Origin of the sequence: Variovorax sp. S12S4 (genome assembly GCF_023195515.1) — a bacterium.
Taxonomy (GTDB): Bacteria; Pseudomonadota; Gammaproteobacteria; order Burkholderiales; family Burkholderiaceae_C; genus Variovorax.
Genome location: NZ_JALPKR020000002.1, coordinates 1666923 through 1687324 on the forward strand (window position 1 = coordinate 1666923; position 20402 = coordinate 1687324).

The 20402-nt window shown below is 66.8% G+C and carries 21 protein-coding genes and 1 riboswitch; of the genes, 7 read left to right on the forward strand and 14 right to left on the reverse strand.

Annotated features, from left to right (window positions below):
- The first annotated feature begins 10 nt into the window (after positions 1–10).
- The 3 genes from M0765_RS08480 (at position 11) to M0765_RS08490 (ending at position 3246) form a co-directional block, all read left to right on the forward strand.
- Complete coding sequence (locus M0765_RS08480; protein WP_258503096.1) at positions 11–1375, forward strand: M20/M25/M40 family metallo-hydrolase; 1365 nt, start codon at positions 11–13, stop codon at positions 1373–1375.
- Positions 1376–1475: 100 nt separating this feature from the next.
- Positions 1476–1937, forward strand: a complete 462-nt coding sequence (locus M0765_RS08485; protein ID WP_258503097.1) for a YidB family protein — start codon at positions 1476–1478, stop codon at positions 1935–1937.
- A 133-nt stretch (positions 1938–2070) separates the two neighbouring features.
- Positions 2071–3246 (forward strand): MFS transporter, encoded by a 1176-nt coding sequence (locus tag M0765_RS08490; RefSeq protein ID WP_258503098.1) that lies wholly within the window; start codon positions 2071–2073, stop codon positions 3244–3246.
- 7 nt (positions 3247–3253) lie between these two features.
- Here M0765_RS08490 and M0765_RS08495 read toward each other — a convergent pair whose 3' ends face one another.
- On the reverse strand, positions 3254–4102 hold the full coding sequence (locus tag M0765_RS08495) for an alpha/beta hydrolase (protein WP_258503099.1): 849 nt from the start codon (positions 4100–4102) through the stop codon (positions 3254–3256).
- Entirely contained in the window at positions 4099–5610 is a 1512-nt protein-coding gene (locus M0765_RS08500) for a M20 family metallopeptidase (RefSeq protein ID WP_258503100.1), read from the reverse strand. Before M0765_RS08500 ends, M0765_RS08495 begins: the two co-directional genes overlap by 4 nt.
- A 92-nt stretch (positions 5611–5702) precedes the next feature.
- Between M0765_RS08500 and M0765_RS08505 the strand changes: the two genes are divergently transcribed.
- Positions 5703–6500: a DUF72 domain-containing protein gene (locus tag M0765_RS08505; RefSeq protein ID WP_258503101.1), complete on the forward strand. Its 798-nt coding sequence runs from the start codon at positions 5703–5705 to the stop codon at positions 6498–6500.
- Between the two features lie 7 nt (positions 6501–6507).
- On the opposite strand, the gene M0765_RS08510 is transcribed toward M0765_RS08505, so the two are convergent.
- Positions 6508–7026, reverse strand: coding sequence for a bactofilin family protein (locus M0765_RS08510; RefSeq protein ID WP_258503102.1), 519 nt, complete (start codon positions 7024–7026; stop codon positions 6508–6510).
- 136 nt (positions 7027–7162) lie between these two features.
- Between M0765_RS08510 and M0765_RS08515 the strand changes: the two genes are divergently transcribed.
- Positions 7163–8086: an ion transporter gene (locus tag M0765_RS08515; RefSeq protein ID WP_258503104.1), complete on the forward strand. Its 924-nt coding sequence runs from the start codon at positions 7163–7165 to the stop codon at positions 8084–8086.
- Here M0765_RS08515 and M0765_RS08520 read toward each other — a convergent pair.
- The 4 genes from M0765_RS08520 to M0765_RS08535 all read right to left on the reverse strand — a co-directional run bounded on the left by M0765_RS08520 (position 8031) and on the right by M0765_RS08535 (position 11116).
- A complete protein-coding gene (locus tag M0765_RS08520) occupies positions 8031–8621 on the reverse strand; it encodes an IMPACT family protein (protein ID WP_258503105.1) in 591 nt (196 codons plus the stop codon). The two genes, M0765_RS08515 and M0765_RS08520, sit on opposite strands and share 56 nt — an antisense overlap.
- Positions 8622–8660: 39 nt before the next feature.
- Positions 8661–9248 carry a methionine biosynthesis protein MetW gene (gene metW / locus M0765_RS08525; protein WP_258503106.1) on the reverse strand — a complete coding sequence of 196 codons (588 nt, stop codon included), beginning with the start codon at positions 9246–9248 and terminating at the stop codon, positions 8661–8663.
- Complete coding sequence (gene metX / locus M0765_RS08530) at positions 9245–10423, reverse strand: homoserine O-succinyltransferase MetX (protein WP_258503107.1); 1179 nt, start codon at positions 10421–10423, stop codon at positions 9245–9247. The genes metW and metX overlap by 4 nt, the downstream gene beginning before the upstream one ends.
- A gap of 129 nt (positions 10424–10552) precedes the next feature.
- Positions 10553–11116, reverse strand: coding sequence for a TMEM165/GDT1 family protein (locus M0765_RS08535; RefSeq protein WP_258503108.1), 564 nt, complete (start codon positions 11114–11116; stop codon positions 10553–10555).
- Between the two features lie 9 nt (positions 11117–11125).
- Positions 11126–11309: riboswitch (yybP-ykoY riboswitch) on the reverse strand.
- 265 nt (positions 11310–11574) lie between these two features.
- On the opposite strand from M0765_RS08535, the gene M0765_RS08540 reads away from it, so the two are divergent.
- A complete protein-coding gene (locus M0765_RS08540; protein ID WP_258503109.1) occupies positions 11575–12129 on the forward strand; it encodes an RNA recognition motif domain-containing protein in 555 nt (184 codons plus the stop codon).
- Positions 12130–12232: 103 nt separating this feature from the next.
- Here M0765_RS08540 and M0765_RS08545 read toward each other — a convergent pair whose 3' ends face one another.
- The 4 genes from M0765_RS08545 to M0765_RS08560 are packed head-to-tail and all read right to left on the reverse strand — an operon-like array spanning position 12233 to position 15234.
- Entirely contained in the window at positions 12233–13015 is a 783-nt protein-coding gene (locus tag M0765_RS08545) for an SDR family oxidoreductase (RefSeq protein WP_258503110.1), read from the reverse strand.
- Positions 13016–13046: 31 nt separating this feature from the next.
- The gene (lptC, locus tag M0765_RS08550) at positions 13047–13691 is read right to left on the reverse strand and encodes an LPS export ABC transporter periplasmic protein LptC (protein WP_258503111.1); all 645 of its coding nucleotides are present in this window, start codon (positions 13689–13691) and stop codon (positions 13047–13049) included.
- On the reverse strand, positions 13688–14236 hold the full coding sequence (locus M0765_RS08555) for a KdsC family phosphatase (RefSeq protein WP_126749315.1): 549 nt from the start codon (positions 14234–14236) through the stop codon (positions 13688–13690). Before M0765_RS08555 ends, lptC begins: the two co-directional genes overlap by 4 nt.
- Positions 14236–15234 carry a KpsF/GutQ family sugar-phosphate isomerase gene (locus M0765_RS08560; RefSeq protein ID WP_258503113.1) on the reverse strand — a complete coding sequence of 333 codons (999 nt, stop codon included), beginning with the start codon at positions 15232–15234 and terminating at the stop codon, positions 14236–14238. The genes M0765_RS08555 and M0765_RS08560 overlap by 1 nt, the downstream gene beginning before the upstream one ends.
- Positions 15235–15321: 87 nt before the next feature.
- Here M0765_RS08560 and M0765_RS08565 point away from each other — a divergent pair, with 87 nt between their 5' ends.
- Positions 15322–17307 (forward strand): monovalent cation:proton antiporter family protein, encoded by a 1986-nt coding sequence (locus M0765_RS08565; RefSeq protein WP_258503114.1) that lies wholly within the window; start codon positions 15322–15324, stop codon positions 17305–17307.
- Positions 17308–17350: 43 nt separating this feature from the next.
- Here the strand turns inward: M0765_RS08565 and M0765_RS08570 are convergent, their stop codons facing one another.
- From M0765_RS08570 to mnmE, 3 genes are all read right to left on the reverse strand, one after another.
- Positions 17351–18304 (reverse strand): hypothetical protein, encoded by a 954-nt coding sequence (locus M0765_RS08570; protein ID WP_258503115.1) that lies wholly within the window; start codon positions 18302–18304, stop codon positions 17351–17353.
- A gap of 85 nt (positions 18305–18389) precedes the next feature.
- Positions 18390–18851, reverse strand: a complete 462-nt coding sequence (locus tag M0765_RS08575; RefSeq protein ID WP_126749319.1) for a Crp/Fnr family transcriptional regulator — start codon at positions 18849–18851, stop codon at positions 18390–18392.
- Between the two features lie 90 nt (positions 18852–18941).
- Entirely contained in the window at positions 18942–20360 is a 1419-nt protein-coding gene (gene mnmE / locus M0765_RS08580) for a tRNA uridine-5-carboxymethylaminomethyl(34) synthesis GTPase MnmE (RefSeq protein ID WP_258503118.1), read from the reverse strand.
- Positions 20361–20402 lie beyond the last annotated feature (42 nt).

Genomic DNA, 20402 nt, shown 5'->3' on the forward strand with positions numbered 1-20402 from the left:
TCTTCACGTCATGCTTCGCTCGCCACGCGCGCTCCGATTTGCGCCCCTCGCTCCCCTTGTGCTGGCCATGCTCTTCGCCACCCAGGATGCGCAGGCTCAGAACACCGCCGTGGCGCCCACGCCCGCGCAAGTCGCTCCCGAGGTGGACAAGGTCTTTACCCAGCTGACGGCGGCACCTTCGATCCAGAAACTGCTCGACGCAGTCAAGGCAGACCACGACCGCTCGATCGAAGACCTGAAGATGCTGACCGAGATCGAGGCGCCTCCGTTCAAGGAACAGAAGCGCGCTGAAGCTTTTCTCGCGCGCATGAAGGCTCTTGGCCTCACCGACGCGAAGATCGATGCCGAAGGCAACGTGATCGGCCTGCGCAAGGGCACCGGCAACGGCCCCAAGCTGCTGGTCTCGGCCCATCTCGACACCGTGTTTCCCGCCGGCACCGATGTCAAAGTGAAGGAGCGCGACGGCAAGCTGCATGCGCCCGGCATCGCGGACGACACGCGCGGCCTGTCGGTGCTGCTGTCGTGGCTCAAGGTGCTCAACGACAACAAGGTGCAGACGGTCGGCGACCTCCTGTTCGTCGCCAATGTCGGCGAGGAAGAACTCGGCAACCTGCACGGCATGAAGGCCATCTTCCGCGACAACCTGGACATCGACGGCATGGTGGGGCTCGAGCCTTCGCCCGACGGCAACGTGCTGATTCTCGGCACCGCGAGCCACCGCTATGAAGTCACGTTCAAGGGACCGGGCGGCCACAGCTTTGCCGCCTTCGGTCAGGTGCCCAGCGCCATCCACGGCATGGGCCGCGCCATCGCAAAGATCGCGGAGGTGCGTACGCCCAGCTTTCCGAAGACCACCTTCACGGTCGGCACCGTGGGCGGCGGCACGTCGGTGAACACCATTGCGCCCGACGCTCGCATGGCAATCGACATTCGCTCGGACGACATGGCGTCGCTGCTCGAAACCGAGAAGAAGATTCTTGCGGCCATCGACGAGGCCGTGGCCGAGGAAAACAAGCGCTGGAACGTGTCCACGCTGAGCGCCAGCAACAAGCTGATCGGCGACCGTCCCGGCGGCCGCACGCCGTCCGACTCGGTGATCGTGGAGGCGGCCATCCGCTCGAATACCGCCTTCGGCCACAAGACGCTGCTGCGCGGCGGCAGCACCGATGCCAACGTGCCGATGTCGTATGGCATTCCGGCCATCATCATCGGCGGCGGCGGCAAGTCCACCGGCTTTCATGCCTTGAGCGAATCGATCGACGTGACAGACGCATGGAAAGGCGCGCAGAATTCGCTCGTGACTGTGCTCGGCCTGGTCGGCGTGCAGGGGGTCAGCCCCGCATTGCTGCCGAAGCGCGCGGCGCGCACCAAGTAATTTGTCACACTGCGCGCTCGAAAGTGGGCAACCCCTTTCACGCGCAGCTCATCGCGCTGGCGACAATGCCGGCAGTTCTGTCACACACCAAGGAAACGTCATGGGAATGCTCGATTCGGTACTCGGCCAAGTGCTGGGAGGCGCTGCCCAACAGCAGCAGCCGCAAGGCGGCGGCATCGGCGGCTTGGGAGATCTCGGCGGCCTGGCCGGCGCGCTGGGCGGCCTGCTCGCCAACAATGGCGGCCAGGGTGGCCTGGGAGGGCTGGTCTCGAAATTCGAGCAGGCCGGCATGGGCGACGTCATCGGCTCGTGGATCGGCAAGGGAGAAAACCAGCCGGTTTCCGGCGGGCAGCTGCAAGACGCGTTGGGCAGCGACACCATCGCCAGCATCGCTTCCAAGCTCGGCATCAATGCGCAAACGCTGCTGCCCATGCTGGCTGCCATGTTGCCCACCCTCATCGACCAGCTCACGCCGCAAGGCAAGGTGCCGGAGCAAGGCCTGGACACGCCGAACGATCTCCTGGGTTCGCTAAGCAGCCTGCTGCAGAACAAGCAGCTGTAAGCCAATTTGCTCATAGAAGTTCCGGCGCCCACGAGGGCGCTTTTTTTGGCTGCCGCATTTCGACTGGCGCATCCGCGGCGAATCACGTAGAACCTCAAGCCTTCATGCCGCAACCTGCTTCCACCTTCTTCCGATGAACCGCAACCTCTGGCTGCTTGCCATCTGCCAGGGCTTGTTCCTGACCAACAACGTCACGTTCATTGCCATCAACGGCTTGGTGGGCCTGAGCATTGCGCCGCGCGGCTGGATGGCCACGCTGCCGATCATGGGCTACGTGGTGGGTGGTGCGCTGACCACCGGGCTGGTGGCACGCACGCAGCAACGCTTCGGCCGGCGCGGGTCGTTCCAGATCGGCCTGGCCGTCGGGCTCGGGTCGGCCCTGCTGTGCGCGTTCGCGGTGGTTTCGAAGAACTTCTGGCTGCTGTGCTTTGCCACGGTGGTGGCCGGCTACTACAACGCCAACGCCGGACTCTACCGCTTTGCAGCCGCCGAACTCGCGGCACCGGCGTGGCGCGAGAAGGCCGTGTCGCTGGTGATGGCCGGCGGACTGATCGGCGCCGTGGCGGGGCCCAACCTCGCCACGGCCACGCGCGAAATGTTCGCAGTGCCGTTCGCGGGTGCCTACATTGCGCTGGCGGCGGTGGCGTTGCTGTCCATGGCGGTCATGCGCTTCATTGAATTTCCGCCTCCGCTCACGCGCCAGCAGGCGATGGGTGGAAGGACGTTGTCGCAGCTCATCCGCCAGCCGGTGTTCGTCGTATCAGCCGCGGCGGGTGCATTGGGCTTTGGCGTGATGAACCTGCTGATGGCGGCCACACCCATTGCGATGCAGATCTGCAGCCTGCCTTTCTCCGATGCCGCGCTGGTGCTCGAATGGCACGTGATCGGCATGTTCGCGCCCGGCTTCTTCACCGGCCACCTGATCCGCCGCTTCGGTGCGCTGCCGGTGATGGGCGTGGGAGTTGCGCTCAACTTCGGCTGCATTGCCGTCGCGCTCTCGGGTGTGGAGCTTCAGCATTTTCTGGTGGCGCTGTGCCTGCTGGGCGTGGGCTGGAACTTCCTGTTCACCGGCAGCACGACCCTTTCGCTCACGGCCTACACCGCGGAAGAACGAGACCGGGCGCAGGGCGCGCTCAACTTCTGCGTGTTCGCGACGGTGGCACTGACCTCGTTCGCCTCGGGCGTGCTGGTCACGACGCAGGGCTGGCAACTGTTGAACTACGGTTCGCTGGTGCCGGTGGTGCTCACGGGCGCGGGGCTGCTGTGGCTCGCAAAGTCTCGCCGGCGCGAGGCGGCCGCAAACGCCTGAACACCGCTCAGTTGGGCGGAAAGCGCGTATCGAGCCACCGCTGCAGCGCGGCGAACACGGGCCCGGCATCCAACTCGTTGAATATCTCGTGGTACAGGGCCTCGAAGCAATGCGCCTCGACCATGCCACCGGGCGCGGCCGCCGCGGCAAAGGCACGGCTGGCGGCCGGCCTCACGAGATGATCGTCGCCCGCATACATCAACAGCGTGGGCACGGGCCAATGCGGCGCGGCCTGCTGGATGGCCGCCCCTTCGTGCGCGAGAAAACGCGCCAGCCGGCTGCCGATGCGGTCGTGCGTGAGCGGATCAGCGCGGTAGGCCCGCACGACGGCCGGGTCGTGCGAAAGAAAGTTGTCGTCGAGCCCGTTGCCGACACGCAGGTTCGGCGCAATGCGCGGCAACACTGCGAGCAGCGCCTTCTGGAAAGCATTCAGGCCGGGATCGAGCCCCGGGGACGACAGCACCAGCCCATCGACCGGTCGCACGCCGCGCGACACCAGGCTGGCCGCAACCAGCCCGCCCAGGCTGTGGCCCAGCAGCACCAGCGGTAGGCCAGCGTTCTCGCGGCGAGCATCGTCAATGACCAGTGCAAGATCTTCGACCAACCGCAGCTCGCCCGGCAAACCTCCGCGTGCGCCCGACGATTTGCCGTGGCCGTGGTGGTCGTATGCCCACACCGCGAAATTCCATTCACGCAGGCGCGCGGCAAGCTGCGTATAGCGTCCCGCATGCTCGCCGAGCCCGTGCACCAGGACCACCACCGCACGCGGCGCGCCGGCTGCAGGAAGGCGGCGCAGCGCCAGCGTTTCGCCGTCGGGCGTGGACAGTGAAACGCGCTGCGGCGCAGGTCCGGTCAAGCGGCGGCCGGCTCCGCGGCGGCGGTGCGGTGCGCAGTCGGCAAGGCCGCGATCACCTCGGCCACGGCGGCCGTCAGCTTCTTGGCATAGGGCACATGAAGGAACTCGTTGGGCCCGTGCGCGTTGCTCTTCGGACCGAGCACACCGCAGACCATCATCTGCGCCCTGGGAAAGCCGGCGCTCAGCATGTTCATCAGCGGAATGGTGCCGCCCTGGCCGATGTAGCCGCACGACGCGCCGAAATGCGCCAGCGAGGCCTTGTTGAGCGCGTCTTCGAACCACGGCGTGATCGTCGGCGCGTTCCAGCCGGTGGCGCCGCCGCCGCTTTCGAAGGTGACACGCGCCTGGTAGGGCGCGTTGTCCTCGAGCAGCACTTTCAGCTTCTGCACCGCCTCGGCCGCGTCGACCAGCGGCGGCAGGCGCAGCGAGAGCTTGAACGCGGTGTAGGGGCGCAGCACGTTGCCCGCATCCTTCAGCGCCGGAAAGCCTTCGGCGCCGGTGACCGACAGCGTGGGCTTCCAGGTGCGGTTGAGCAGCGCCTCGACCGGGTCGGTGGTGGTCGGCAGCGCGAACATGGTCGAGCCGCCGCAGTCGTAGTGCGCCCAAGGAAAGCGCTTGTAGACCTCTTCGCCAAGGATGGCGGCGGTGGCCTTGGCCTGCGCCAGGCGATCGGCCGGCACTTCGCAATGAAAGCTCGCGGGCAGCAGGCGGCCGGTGGCGCTGTCTTCGAGCCGGTCGAGCACCTGCCGCATGATGCGAAAGCTCGAAGGCACCAGGCCCGACGCATCGCCGGAGTGAATGCCCTCGGTCAGCACCTCGACCTTGAGCGTGCCGCTGGCCATGCCGCGCAGCGACGTAGTGAGCCACAGCTGGTCGTAGTTGCCGGCGCCGGAATCGAGGCAGATCACCAGTTCCACATTGCCCAGGCGCGGGCGCAGCGCATCGACGTACGGCAGCAGGTCGTAGGAGCCGCTTTCCTCGCAGGTCTCGATGATGCCCACGATGCGCGGATGGGCCGCGCCCTGATTCTTCAATGCCTGCAGCGCGGCGACGCTGGCGTAGACCGCATAGCCGTCGTCGGCGCCGCCGCGGCCGTAGAGCAGGCCGTTCTCGTACTTGGGCGTCCAGGGCCCGAGGTCGTTGCGCCAGCCGGTGAATTCGGGCTGCTTGTCGAGGTGGCCGTACATCAGCACGGTTTCGCTCATGTCGGTACCGGTGGCCGGCACTTCGAAGAACAGCACCGGCGTGCGGCCTTCGAGCCGCACGATTTCCAGCTTCAGGCCTTCGACCTTCTGCGCCTCGACCCAGGCGGCCGCATTGCGCAGCACCGTTTCCAGGTAGCCGTTGGCCGACCAGTCCTTGTCGAAGCCCGGCGACTTGGCGGGAATGGCGATGTAGTCGGTGAGCTGCCTGACGATGTCGCCGTCCCATTGGGCGGTGACATCGGAGAGGGCGCGCTCGGCGTCGAGCGTTCCGGCGGGCATTTCGCGGTGCAGGGGGGCGTTCATCGGTGGGTTCTCCGCGGAGGTGACGAAAAATCGCATTTTGCGCCTCGCCGCGACCCCGCGTAGAGTGCGGCGTTCTCAACCCGGAGCGCAATGTGAGCAAGGCAACATCGACTCGGACGCAGGCGAATATCAAGGTGGGCATCGGCGGCTGGACCTACGAGCCCTGGCGCGACAACTTCTATCCCAAGGGGCTCGCGCACGCAAAGGAGCTGCGCTATGCGAGCCGCAAGGTCAGCGCCATCGAGATCAACGGCACCTACTACAGCACCTTCAAGCCAGAGACTTTCCGCAAGTGGCACGACGAGGTGCCCGACGACTTCATGTTCTCGATGAAAGCCTCGCGCTTTTCGACCAACCGCAAGGTGCTGGCCACCGCGGAAGACTCGATCAAGCGCTTCATCGACAGCGGCGTGAGCGAGCTGGGCGACAAGCTCGGGCCGATCGTCTGGCAGTTCATGCCCACCAAGCAGTTCGATGCCGAAGACTTCGAGGCCTTTCTGGAGCTGCTGCCGAAGAAGGAGGGCAGCCGCGTGCTGCGCCACGTGATGGACGTGCGGCATGAGAGCTTCATCACGCCCACCTATCGGGCGCTCGCGAAGAAGCACAAGGTGTCGACCGTGTTCACAGACGCCGACAAGTTTCCGTCGTTCGAGGAGCCCGAGGGCGACTTCGCCTATGCGCGGCTCATGATGGCCGACGCCAAGCTCAAGACCGGCTATGCGCCGAAGGCGCTCGACAGCTGGGCCGAGCGCGCGCAGCAATGGGCCGAAACGCCCAAGAAGCGCGACGTGTTCGTCTACTTCATCAACGGCGCCAAAGAAAAAGCACCGGCCGCGGCCGGTGCCTTGCTGGAGCGCCTGGGTTGGAAGCCGCCCGAAGAGGCGGCCTAGGAGTGGATCAGGTGGCCGATTGCAGCGACTGCTTGGCGCCGAAGCTGATTTCGCCCGAGAGCTGGCCGCCTTCTTCGATCACGATCTTGCCGTAGCGGATCTTGCCGGTGACCTTGCCGGTCGAATGGATCACGAGCTTTTCGCGCACCGTGAGGCTGCCGTCGAAAATGCCGCGGATTTCGGCAATGTCGATTTCGGCCGAGCCCTTGAATTCGCCCTGCTCGGCGATCTGCATCAGGCGCGAGTCCATGGTGGCCTCGACAAGGCCTTCGACCACGAGCGTGTCGCAATCGGTGATCTCGACGCCCTTGAGCTTGATGTTGGGGCCGACGGTGAGCTTGCTGCCGCCTTCCTTGGCGGCGGGAGCGGCCGCCGGAGCCAGGCCGCCTTGCTGTGCGGTGAGGGAAGAAGGGTTGACGGGCGAACCCGAGAGATTGGTACCCGAGCCCACCAGCGGCGCGGGGCGGGAGGTCAACGAGTCGGTGTCACGATCACGCTTGCCGAAAAATGGGGACTGTGTAGCCAAAGGGGAGCTCCTCAACAAAGGGGCTATCGTAAGAACCACTCCACGGCCTGCGGCACTTCATTGCGCAAGAAACGTAACTGAATAAATCCCCGCCGCATTGGACAATGCCCCCTTCCGTGACCTCCTGGCTCGCAAGATGACCCGATCGAACACCGCTCCCGCTGCCCGGACCCTGGCTATCTCCTCGACCATCGACGCGCGCTTCGACAAGCCGGCAAGCGGCTGGCGGCGCCGCTTATTCACCGTGATCTTCGAGGCCGACACGCGCGCCGGTCTGCTCTTCGACCTGGCGCTGATCGCCGTCATCGTGACCAGCGTGCTGGTGGTCATTCTGGACAGCGTGCAGTCGATCCGCGACCAGTGGCGGCCTCTGTTCAATGCGTTCGAATGGGGCTTCACCATTCTCTTCACGCTCGAATACATCGCGCGGCTCGCCTGCGTGAACAAGCCGATGCGCTATGCGCTGAGCTTCTATGGAGTGATCGACCTGCTCGCGCTGCTGCCAACGTACCTGGTGGCGTTTGCGCCCGAGCTCGCCTACCTCATCGATGTGCGCGTGCTGCGGCTTTTGCGCGTGTTCCGCATCTTCAAGCTGTCGCGCTACTCGGTGGAATACCGCGCGCTGGTCTCCGCCGTGGCCGCCAGCCGCCGGAAGATCACGGTGTTCGTCGGCTTTGTGATGCTGGTGGTGCTGGTGATGGGCACGCTGATGTACGTGGTGGAAGGCCCGGTGCACGGCTTCACCAGCATTCCGGTAGCGATCTACTGGGCCATCTCGACCATGGCTACCGTGGGCTTCGGCGACCTGGTGCCCAAGACCGATCTCGGCCGCGCCATTGCTTCGGTGATGATGCTGGTGGGCTGGGGCGTGCTGGCGGTGCCGACCGGCATCGTCACCGCCGAGATGGCGCGCCGCGGTCCGGGCGACGATGAGGCGCCCGTGGCGCTCGCGCCGCGCGGCGTGCTGGGGATGGCAGCGCCTCCGGCGGTGCCCGCGCGGCGGCTTACGCCTGCGGCCAGACGGCGCGCCCTTGCGCAGCATCGTCGAGGCGGGCGATGAAGGCGTTGGCGTCAGGCTCGGGCAGCGTGAATGCGAATTCCACTGCGTCGCCGTGCCGCACGTCTGTAATGGAGGCGCCGCTCACAGCTGCAATCTCGCGCCGCACGAGCCCTTCGAGCGCATAGGGCACGGTGCATTGCAGCAGCCGCTGGCGCACCAGCGGGACCAGCGTTGCGCCGACACAAGCCTGCGCAACCGCATCGGTGTAGGCCCGCACGAGCCCGCCCGCGCCCAGCTTGATGCCGCCGAAATAGCGCACCACGGTAGCGAGCACGCCTTCAAGCTGCTGGTGCCGCAGCACCTCGAGCATCGGGCGTCCGGCCGTGCCGCCCGGCTCGCCGTCGTCGTTGGCCGCCGATTGGCCGCCTGCCATCAACGCCCAGCAGACATGCGCCGCGGCAGGGTGTTCGTTGCGCAGCGCCGCCACCACGGCGAGCGCAGCGGCGCGGTCGGCCACGGGCTGCACGCAACCGATGAAGCGGCTCTTCTTGACCAGCAGGTCGCTGTGCGCCGGTTGCGAGAGCGTGAAGCTCATGGGGCCGCCGTGTTCGTTCTTGTCGAGGCGCGAAAGCGCTCAGCGCTCCCGCTCGAACTTGAACACCGCCGTGCTCGCGCGCGCATTGGGCAGCCAGCGCACGCTGCGGCCTTCCTGCACGCCGAACGCGTCGAGCACGCGCAGGCTGTTCTTTTGCGCCAGCACTTCAAAGTCCTTGAACGTGCCGACGCGGATGTTGGGCGTGTCGTACCACTGGTAGGGCAGGCGGCGTGTCACCGGCATGCGGCCGCGCGCAATGCTGATGCGGTTGGGCCAATGCGCAAAGTTGGGGAAGGCCACGATGCCGATGCGGCCCACGCGCGCGGTTTCGCGCAGCATGACCTCGGCATTGCGCAGGTGCTGCAGCGTGTCGATCTGCAGCACCACGTCGAAGGTGGCGTCGTCGAACACCGCCAAGCCCTCGTCGAGGTTCAGCTGGATCACGTCGACGCCGCGGCGAATGCACTGCAGCACGTTGCCATCGGCAATTTCCACGCCGTAGCCTGTGCAGCCGCGCTCGCGCTGCAGCAGGTCGAGCAGGGCACCGTCGCCGCAGCCGAGGTCGAGTACGCGCGCGCCCTCGGGCACAAGATTGGCGATGAGGCTTTGGGTTTCGATATCGCTCATTGGGCGGTACTCCCTTCAGCCTCGGTTTCGAGGGCCACGCGCTCGAAATAGGACCGCACCACGCCCATGTAGCGCACGTCGTCGAGCAGGAACGCGTCGTGCCCGTGCGGCGCATCGATCTCGGCGTAGCTCACGTTGCGGCGGTTGTCGAGCAGCGCCTTCACCAGTTCGCGGCTGCGCGCCGGCGAAAAGCGCCAGTCGGTCTTGAAGCTCACGAGCAAAAACTTGGCGGTGGCCTTCGCAAGCGCAGCGCTGAGGTTGCCGCCGTGCGCGCGTGCCGGGTCGAAGTAGTCGAGCGCGCGCGTGATCAGGAGGTAGGTGTTGGCGTCGAAGTACTCGCTGAATTTGTCGCCCTGGTAGCGCAGGTAGCTTTCGATCTGGAACTCGATTTCCTGGGTGGAATAGCGGTAGTCCAGCGTGGCCGCCTCGCCTTCCACCGCGCTGCGCAGGATGCGTCCGAACTTCTCGTTCATGACGTCGTCGCTCAGGTAGGTGATGTGGCCGATCATCCGCGCAATGCGCAGGCCGCGCTTGGGAACGACGCCGTGCTCGTAGAAGTGGCCGCCATGAAAGTCGGGGTCGGTGACGATGGCGCGGCGGGCCACTTCGTTGAACGCAATGTTCTCGGCCGTGAGATTGGGCGCGCTGGCCACCACCACGGCGTGGCGCACGCGGTCCGGGTACTGCAGCGTCCACGACAGCGCCTGCATGCCGCCCAGGCTGCCGCCCATGACGGCCGCAAGCGTGCGAATGCCGAGCGCATCGAGCAGCACGGCCTGGGCATCGACCCAGTCCTCGACCGTGACCACCGGAAAGTCGGCGCCGTAGATGCGCCCCGTGGCGGGGTTGGTGTGCATCGGACCGGTCGAGCCGAAGCAGGAGCCGAGGTTGTTCACGCCGATCACGAAGAAGCGGTTGGTGTCGACCGGCTTGCCAGGGCCCACCATGTTGTCCCACCAGCCTTCGGACTTGGCCTGGCCTTCATAGACGCCGGCGACGTGGTGCGAGGCATTGAGCGCATGGCACACCAGCACCGCGTTGCTGCGGTCGGCGTTCAGGGTGCCGTAGGTTTCGTAGGCGAGCGTGTAGCTGCCGAGCGACGCGCCGCTGCGCAGGGCCAGCGGGCCCGCGAACTGCATCGACTGCGCAGAGACGACCAAAGAAGTTGACGACATCAATGAAAAAACCCGGCCTCGCCAAAAACGAGCCGGGTTGTTCGCCAACTGACTGTCTTTAGCTGAATTTATAAAGCGCCCGCAAGCTGAAGCAAATCGGCGCAGCCGGCAGTATATCGCTCTGCCGCATTACCAGCCGATGATCATCACGATGCCGAGCACCAGGAAGATCGCTGCCGAGATGCCGTGCACGAGCGTGATCGGCACGCGCTTCACCAGCTTGTCGCCCAGCCAGACCACGGGCGCATTGGCCAGCATCATGCCGAGCGTGGTGCCCGTGACCACCCAGATGTAGGCGTCGGTGAACCGGGCGGCGAGCATGACGGTGGCGATCTGGGTCTTGTCGCCCATTTCAGCCAGGAAGAACGCGATGAGCGTGGTGCCGAATACCCCGTAGTGCGACGCCGCGGGCGCGTCGTCTTCGTCGAGCTTGTCCGGAATCAGCATCCAGGCAGCCATGGCGATGAACGAGCCCCCCAGGATCCAGCGCAGCACGTCGGGGCCGAGCCAGTGTGTGATCCAGTTGCCGACGGCGCCGGCCAGGGCATGGTTGACGATGGTGGCAACGAAGATCCCGAGCACGATCGGCCAGGGTTTTCTGAAGCGGGCGGCCAGCAGCAGGGCCAGCAACTGGGTCTTGTCGCCCATTTCGGCGAGCGCGACCACGCCGGTTGCAACGAGAAAAGCTTCCATGAGAGCAGGGGTTCCTTGGGCCGAAGGACGCAATTGACCGTGCAACACCTTCGGCCATATTCCCGAAGTTGCACGGTCAAAGGTCTCGCCAGGTGAATCACTGCACGCGCCATGTCCCGTGTGGGGCAGGACAAGTCTGTTGACGCGGGCCCTTCTCGCAGTGGAAGGCGGCTACTCCCCAATGACGGAGCGGATTCTACCTGCGGCTTTGCGGCCCCTTCGGCGCCGTTCTTGTAAGCGGGCGCTAGCTTCTTTTAATTTTCGGAGGCCCTACAGGAAGCAGCAAATTCCTGCTTGCATTTCGTGTATTTCACCCATAATGCACGAGCCTCCCTCTTCATTTTGCCGGGGCGGCAGTTCGGTGATCGGTCAGTTTCGCGCGACTCGACAGCTCTTGGTTGAGTGATGCTTTCGGGACTCCATCGCTTTTCTTGCTATGTGTTTATAGGAGTCCCTTGATGGGCAACAAACTGTATGTCGGCAACCTGCCTTACTCGGTGCGCGACGGTGATCTCGAACAGGCTTTCGGACAATTCGGCTCGGTGACCAGCGCCAAGGTCATGATGGAACGCGACACGGGCCGCTCGAAGGGCTTCGGCTTCGTCGAGATGGGCAGCGACGCGGAAGCGCAAGCAGCAATCAACGGCATGAACGGCCAGCCCCTGGGCGGCCGCAGCGTCGTCGTCAATGAAGCACGTCCGATGGAAGCACGTCCCCCGCGCAGCGGTGGTGGCGGCTACGGCGGCGGCGGTGGTGGTTATGGCGGCGGTGGTGGCGGTGGCTACGGCGGCGGTGGTGGTGGCGGCTACGGTGGTGGCGGCGGCGATCGCAGCGGCGGTGGCGGCCGTTCCGGTGGTGGCGGCGGCTACGGCGGTGGTGGTGGCCGTAGTGGCGGCGGCGGTGGTGGTGGCGATGGCGGTTTCCGCAGCCCCTACGGCGCCGGTCCCCGTGGCGGCGGCGGTGGCCGCTCCGGCGGTGGCGGCGGCTACGGCGGCGGCAACAGCGGCTACTGAGCCCTGCATTCCAGGCACACAGGCAAAAGGCTCCCGAGGGAGCCTTTTTCTTTGGTGCTCGCGAAGAATCCGCTCACGCAGCCTTGCCGAGAGCCCCGGCGGTTCAGCTTTCGCCGCTGCGCTTCTTGCGCGCCCGGCCCTGCACGGCGCGGTCGAGCACGGCGTTCGGCAGCATGCGCATGAGCTTGGCGACAACACCCATCTGCCAGGGAATCACGCGGTAGCTGGTGCCGGCCTCGATGGCGCGCAGCGCCTGGTCTGCAAAATCTTCCGCCTTCATGAGAAAGGGCATGCCGTATCGGTTGCCCTGTGTCAGCGGCGTGTCGATGTAGCCGGGGCAGAGGGTGACGACCTTGACGCCGCTGTTGTGCAGCTCGCCGCGCAAGCTCTCGCAGTACGCGACCACGCCCGCCTTGCTGGCGCAATAGGCGCCATGTCCCGGCAGGCCGCGTATGGCCGCGACGCTCGCGATGCCGACCAGCCGGCCGCTGCCGCGCTGCCTCATCGCCGCCACAAAAGGATGGAAGGTGGCCATCAGGCCGACGTTGTTGGTGGCAAAGGTTCGCGCCATCACGTCGATGTCTTCCCGCTCCGTGGTGTCGATGCCCACGCTGATGCCGGCGTTGGCAATGACCACGTCGGGCAGGCCCTGGCGCTTGATGCATGCGGCGCCGGCTGCCAGGATGCTGTCGGTCTGCGCCACGTCCGCGCTATAGATCCGGTAGCTGGCCGGGTCGAGATTGCGGGCGTTCGCCCAGGTTTCGATTTCCGCGGTGCGCCGCGCCACCAGCGCCAACCGGTAGCCGGCGTGGTGAAAGCTGGCGGCCAGGGCCTGGCCGATGCCGCTCGATGCACCGGTGATGAAGACCAACGGGGACGTAGTCATGGGTGCGGGCGGCTTCCGGTGAATTTCTTCTTCAGCGCGGCTTGCCGCCTGGGCTGGCCGCCGATGGAATCAGGACGCCGCGCACCCGCCCGGTCAGGTTGGCGACCCCGCTCAGGTTGTCGTAGTCGAGGTTGTCGGCGGTGAACTGGTCAGTGCCGCGAATGAGCGTGACGGGCTTGTTCGAGGTCACGCGCTCGGTGTCGAGAAACGCGTGCAGGAAGTCGCCGCGGAACTCGAGCCGCGGCGTGGCCTTGCCGTTGGGGCCGACGACCGGATCGCGAATCACGATGGCATTGCCGAAGAGCTGGATCTCGCTGCCGTCGGAATTCGAAAGGCCGCGGTTGGCCGTGGCATGGGTCGTGTAGCCCTGCGGCGAGACGGAGCGCACGCGCACGTCGTCAACCTCGGTGGTGTCGGTGTCGGGGTAGTGCCGGCCTTCCTTGCCGTGCAGTTCGCTGCGCAAGTCGCCGTTGGGCAGGTAGTTCTTTATGACGAAGCCGCGCATGAAATAGTCGGGCTCGTGCGTGGGCGCGGCCTTGACGGTGGGCTCGAGCAGCTTGGGCGCGTTGCGCACCAGCCAGTAGGTGCCGAGCGCCACGGCCGCCGTCAGGATGATGGGCAGGTAGATGGTGGCGCGGTCGACCGCGTTGCGCAGCAGGTTCCAGGCGCGGCTCATTGCGTGGGACCCCGTGCCGCGTCGAGCAGGCGCCTGTACTGGCCGCAGGCCGTCAGCAGCACATCGCAGAACTCGCGCGCCGCGCCTTCGCCGCCGCGCGCCCGGGTAACGTAGTTGACGGCATCGCGCACTTCCACATGCGCGTTGGCGGGCGCCGCCGCGAATCCGACGCGCGCCAGTACCGGCAGGTCGGGCCAGTCGTCGCCGATGGCGGCGGCCTGGTGCCAGCCGAAGCCCAACTGTTCGAGCATGGCCTCGGCCGCAGGCAGCTTGTCTTCGGTGCCGTAGCGCACGTGCTGGATGCCGAGTGCCTCGAGCCGCACGCGCAGCGGCTTGGAGTCGCGCCCGGTAATCACCGCCGGCGTGATGCCCGCCAGGCGAAGCAGCTTGAGCCCGTAGCCGTCGAGAATGCTGAAGCGCTTAAGGGTTTCGCCGTGCTCGGTGAAGTACACGCCGCCGTCGGTCAGCACACCGTCGATGTCGAAGAAGGCCACCCGCACATCCTGCGCGGCCAGCAAGGTTTCGGCCTGGAAGTCGAGCGGCATCAGATGACCTTCGCGCGCATCAGGTCGTTGATGCTGAGCGCGCCGATCAAAAGCCCCGCGGGGTCGACGATGAGCACGCTGGTGATGCGGTGTTCTTCCATCAGCTCGGCCGCCTCGACCGCCAGCGCATCGGCGCGCAGCGTGCGCGGGCCGGGGTGCATCACGTCGGCGGCGGTCAGGCCGCGCAGGTCGCCGCCGGTCTCCACCTGCCGGCGCAAGTCGCCGTCGGTGAAGATGCCGATGGCCCGGCCGTCGGCGTCGACCACCGCCGTGGCGCCCAGGCCCTTGGAGCTCATCTCGCGCATCAGTTCGCTGAGCGTTGCGGTGGGTGCCACGCGCGGCACGTCGTCGCCCGAGCGCATCACGTCGCTCACATGGGTGAGCAGCTTGCGGCCCAACGCGCCGCCGGGGTGCGAGCGCGCGAAGTCTTCAGAGCCGAAGCCGCGCGCGTCGAGCAGCGCGACCGCCAGCGCGTCGCCCATCGCCATCTGGGCGGTGGTGCTTGCGGTGGGAGCGAGGTTGAGCGGGCAGGCCTCCTTGGCAACGCCCGCATCGATCACGATGTCGGCATGGCGCGCCAGGGTGGAATCGAGGCGGCCGGTCATCGCGATGAGGGGCACGCCCTGGCGCTTGACCACCGGCAGGATCACGGTGAGCTCGTCGACCTCCCCGCTATTGGAGATGGCCAGCACCAGGTCGACCGACTTGATCATGCCGAGATCGCCGTGGCTGGCCTCGGCCGGGTGGACGAACATGGCCGGCGTGCCGGTGGAGGCCAGGGTGGCGGCGATCTTGCGGCCGACGTGGCCGCTCTTGCCCATGCCCATCACGACCACGCGGCCGCGCACCTCGAGGACCTTGCGCACGGCTTCGACGAAGCTCGGGCCCACGCGCGACTTGAGACCGAGTACGGCATCGGACTCGATGTCGAAGGTGGCGCGGGCTCGCGCGAGTATCGCGTCGGCGTCGACCACGGGGGGCAGGGGAGCTGAACTCATCGCCGGATTTTACGGGGCGGCCGGCATCCGCCGTCATCGGGTGAAAGCGGTGCGCGCGGGGCATGGACATTGCTCTAGCATCCAGCCATGTCTTCGTTCGATCTCACGCTGTTGTATTTGCTTGCCGCGGTCATCGGCGTGGTGGTCTGCCGCTCGCTGAAGCTGCCGCCGATGCTCGGTTATCTGTCGGCCGGCGTGCTGATCGGCCCTCATGCGTTGGCATTGGCGCAGAACTCCGAGGCCATCCGCCACCTGGGCGAATTCGGCGTGGTGTTCCTGATGTTCGTCATCGGGCTGGAGTTCAGCCTGCCCAAGCTGCGCGCCATGCGCAAGCATGTGTTCGGCCTCGGCTTGCTGCAGGTGTTGCTGACGATGACCCTCGCCACGGCCGGCGCGCTCTTGATCGCCTCGCAGCTGCCACCGGCCTGGCGGCTCGGCTGGCAGACGGCGCTGGCCCTCTCGGGCGCGCTCACCATGAGCAGCACCGCCATCGTGGTCAAGCTGATGGCCGAGCGGCTCGAGCTCGAAAGCGAGCACGGCAAGCGGGTGATGGGCGTGCTGCTGTTCCAGGACTTGGCCGTGGTGCCGCTGCTGGTGCTCATTCCCGCGCTGGGCGCGCCGCCCGAAGCGCTGGCCAAGGCGATCGGCTTCGCGACGGTGAAGGCCATCCTGCTGATCGGTGTGCTGCTCTATGGCGGGCCGCGCATCATGCGCTGGTGGCTCACGCTGGTGGCGCGGCGGCGCAGCGAGGAGCTGTTCATCCTGAACGTGCTGTTGATCACGCTCGGGCTGGCCTGGCTGACGGAACTGGCCGGCCTGAGCCTGGCGCTGGGCGCCTTCATCGCCGGCATGCTGGTTTCGGAGACCGAATACAAGCACCAGGTCGAAACCGACATCCGCCCGTTCCACGACGTGCTGCTGGGGCTCTTCTTCATCACGGTGGGCATGTCGCTCGACTGGCACATCGTGGTGGACCGCTGGGCGCTGGTGGGTGTGCTGCTGCTGATACCGCTGGCGTTCAAGCTGGTTCTGGTGACGGTGCTGGCGCGGGTGCTGGGGGCAACTTCGGGCGTGTCGCTGCGCACCGGCCTCTACCTGGCGCAGGCGGGCGAATTCGGCTTCGTGCTGCTGACGCTTGCGCAGGAGCGCAGCCTGCTGCCGCCGTGGCTCGCCCACCCGGTGCTGGCCTCGATGGTGCTGTCGATGCTGGCCACGCCGTTCATCGTGATGTACACCAACGCCATCGTGCGCAAGCTGGTGGCGAGCGACTGGCTCCAGCAATCGCTGCAGATGACGTCCATCGCGCGCAAGACCATCAACACCGCGAAGCACGTGATCATCTGCGGCTACGGGCGCTGCGGCCAGAACCTGGCACGCATCCTGGAGCGCGAAGGCATTCCCTACATGGCGCTGGACCTGGACCCCGACCGCGTGCGGCAGGCCGCTGCAGCCGGCGATTCGGTGGTGTTCGGCGACGCGGCGCGGCTGCAGGCGCTGATGGCGGCCGGCCTGGCCCGCGCCAGCGCCGTGGTCGTCACCTACCTCGACGTGCCCGGCGCCATGAAGGTGCTCGCCAATACCCGCGCCCACGCACCGCAGGTGCCGGTGATCGTGCGCACCCAGGACGACCACGACCTGGAGAAGCTGCAGGCCGCCGGCGCCACCGAGGTGGTGCCCGAAGCCATCGAGGGTTCTCTGATGCTCGCGAGCCACGCGCTGGCCCTGGTCGGCGTGCCGATGCGGCGCGTGATCCGCGTGGTGCAGGACCAGCGCGATGCGCGCTACAACCTGCTGCGCGGCTACTTTCATGGGGCCGACGACGACAACGCCGACGAACTCGACCATGAGCGGCTCAACACCTTCACGCTCACGCCCGGTGCGCGCGCGGTCGGCCAGACGCTGGCGCGGATGGCGCTTGAAACACTGGGTGTACGCGTTGCCGGCCTGCGCCGACATGACGGCCAGCCGCAGGAGCCCACCGACGACACGGTGCTGACGGACGGCGACACGCTGGTGCTGTCGGGCAAACCCGCCGCATTGGCCGTCGCCATCGAGCGGCTGCAAAAGGGCTGAGAGAAACGCGCCGACAGGGGCGGCCGCAGCCTTCGGAACCCGCTCAGTTCACCAGCGTGGGATTGCGCTTTTCTTCTTCGATCCGCTGCTGACGGCGCACCGCCTCGCATTGCGCGTGCGGCTTGAATTCGGCCTTGAGGCACTGCGCAGCCATGCACTGCGCCTTCGCGATGAAATTGCGGTCGCCGCAGATGGATTGCGGATCTGACGGTCCCGCCGCTGCGGGCTGCGGCGCGGGCGCGGCGGCCACTGCCGGCGCGGGCTCGGGCGCGCCCGGCTGCGACGGTGCCGCTGGCGCGGGCTTGCGGGACTTGGCCGCGGCGGATGGCGGCTTCGGGGTTGCGATGGCCGGCGTGGCCGGGGCTGCGGCGGCAAGTGCCGCATCTGCCGCAGCCGGGGGCTCGGTGGGCGGCAAGGCGAGCGGTGCCGCCTCGGAAGCTGGCGATGCAGGAGCAGGCGCCACGGCAGCCGCGGCAACAGGCACCGGGGGCGACGCTGCTTCGGCCTGTTCGTCCGGCGTGCCTTTTCCGTAGCCGTACCAGCCGGCGACGATCATGAGCAGCCCCACGGCCAGCAGCACCAGCCAAAGCAGGATGCCGCGCATGCGCGGTGGCTTGTTGCGCACTTCCGCGCCGGCAGGGCGCGGCGTCCGAGGCCTCGAAGCCTTCTTGGCCCGGGGCTCGCGCGGCGGCGAAGGCGGCCGCCTGGAGCGGCCCGCGCCGACGATGACGGTCTTCTCATCGGCCAGCGATCCGGCATGCGCGTAGGCCGCCTGAGAAGCGATCGGCAAGCTGCCGTCGAAAAGCCCGCCGGGAATGGTGGGTGCGCGCAACTGCGCGGGCGCCGTGGCGGCCCATTCGCGCTCCGACCGGCTTTCAGGGCCTGGTGGCGGCGCCATCGGCGCCGGTGCCGCAGGCGCCAGCTTTCCGCCGCAACTCCTGCAGAAATTCGCGCCCTCGCGGTTCTCCGCGCTGCACACCAGACAGATCAAGGCCATGACGACTGACTTCTAGGAAAACGATTTCAAAAACTGGCTTGAAGAGCCGTCTGGGCCTGAATTGCGGAACCGACCCGATGGAGGTTCAGGTCACCGCGACGCGCTTGGACCGATGCCCCATGCGCTTGGCGATCACCGCGCCGAGCCCCATGGCAATTTCGAGGGCGAGGTTGGGTTGCCGGTTGGACATTTCCGCAAAGCGGATGGCCGTGAGGCGCCACACGCGGCCGGCGCCGGTCACCACCACGTTGGCCGAATGCGGCTCGCGCGAGAAGAACGAGCCTTCGCCCACCACCGATCCCGGCATGAGCACGGCCAGCTTCATCTGTTCCTTGCTGCTGACGCGATGCACGCTGATGGCGCCGCCTTCGAGGAAATACACCGAGCGGTCGTGGGTGCCTTGTTCGATGAGAACGTCGCCAACGCCGGTATCGATGGGCTGCAGATAGCCCGCCAGCGTTTCCCACTGCTGTACGTTGAGCGTCAACGCAAAGGCGTCGTTGCTGTTGTTGTCCGCGATGGCGCGGCTCAGGTTCTGGATGGACATGCTTTTCTCAACCCCCGCATCTGTGCCGAAGTATCCGCGAAGGCCGCGGGTTTCGGCTACAACTCTTTACGTTTTTCGTTGCGGCTGTCGCTATTTGCCGATGCAGAAGCGCGAAAAGATGACCCCCAGCAGGTCGTCCGCGCCGAATTCGCCGGTGATTTCGTTCAGTGCGTTCTGCGCGAGGCGCAACTCTTCGGCCAGCAGATCGAGCAGTTGGGCTTGTGCAGCCAAGTGGCTTGCAGCCAACTCCAAGTGGGTTTGGACGCGGCCCAGCGCCTGCACATGGCGCGCGCGAGCGAGGTAGACGCCCTCGGGCACCGACTGCCAACCCGCCATGGCAAGCAGTTGTTCGCGCAGCGCTTCGATGCCGAGGCCGGTCTTGGCGGAAAGGGCAATGCCCTGGGCCGGCGCAGGTATGGCGGTTGTGGGCGCGGCGTCCTGCTTGTTCCACACATCGAGCACCGGCACGCTCGCGGGCAGCTTCTGCCGCAGGCCGCGCAGGATCTCCGCGTCGGCGGCGGCGTAGTCGGCGTGGCTAGAGCGCGTCAGGTCGTGCAGGAAGAGCACGGCGTCGGCGCTCTCGATCTGGCCCCACGCGCGCGCAACGCCGATCTGCTCGACTTCGTCGCTGCTCTCGCGCAGGCCCGCGGTGTCGGCCACATGCAGCGGCACCCCATGGATCTGGATCGTTTGCGAGACCACGTCGCGCGTCGTGCCTGCCACCGCGCTCACGATGGCCAGTTCGGCACCGGCGAGTGCATTGAGCAGCGAACTTTTGCCTGCATTGGGCTGGCCTGCAATCACGACCTTGATGCCTTCGCGCAGCAGCGCCCCTTGCTTCGCGCGCTGCTGCACCGCCGCAAGTTGCGCCTGCAATCTCACCAGCTGCCCGGCCGCATCGGCCTTTTGAAGAAAGTCGATTTCCTCTTCCGGAAAGTCGAGCGTCGCCTCGACCAGCATGCGCAGGTGGATCAACGCATCGCGCAGCGTATGGATCTCGCGCGAGAAGGCGCCCGAGAGCGAACGGCCGGCGCTGCGCGCGGCCGCCTCGGTGCTGGCGTCGATCAGGTCTGCAATGGCCTCGGCCTGGGCCAGGTCGATCTTGCCGTTGAGAAAGGCGCGCTGGCTGAACTCGCCCGGCTCGGCCACGCGCAGGCCGGGCAGCCGCGGCCGGCCAGTAACCGCGTCGGGCTCGGCGGCGGCTTCGAGGCAGCGCGCCAGCAACAGTTGCAGCACCACCGTTCCGCCGTGCGCCTGCAGTTCGAGCACGTCTTCGCCGGTGAACGAATGCGGCGAGGGAAAGTGGATGGCCAGGCCATGGTCGACCGGCTCGCCGGCCGCATCGCGGAAGGGCAGGTAGGTGGCTTCGCGTGGCTTGAGCGGCCGGCCGCAAAGCGCTTCGATCAGCGGCGCGAGCCGGGCGCCCGAAACGCGCACGATGCCCACCGCCCCGCGCCCCGAGGCGGTGGCTATGGCGACGATGGGATCGGTAGTGCGGGCGAATGTCATGGAAGCGCGATTCTTTCAGCAAAAAGGCAAAGGGCCGCGAAT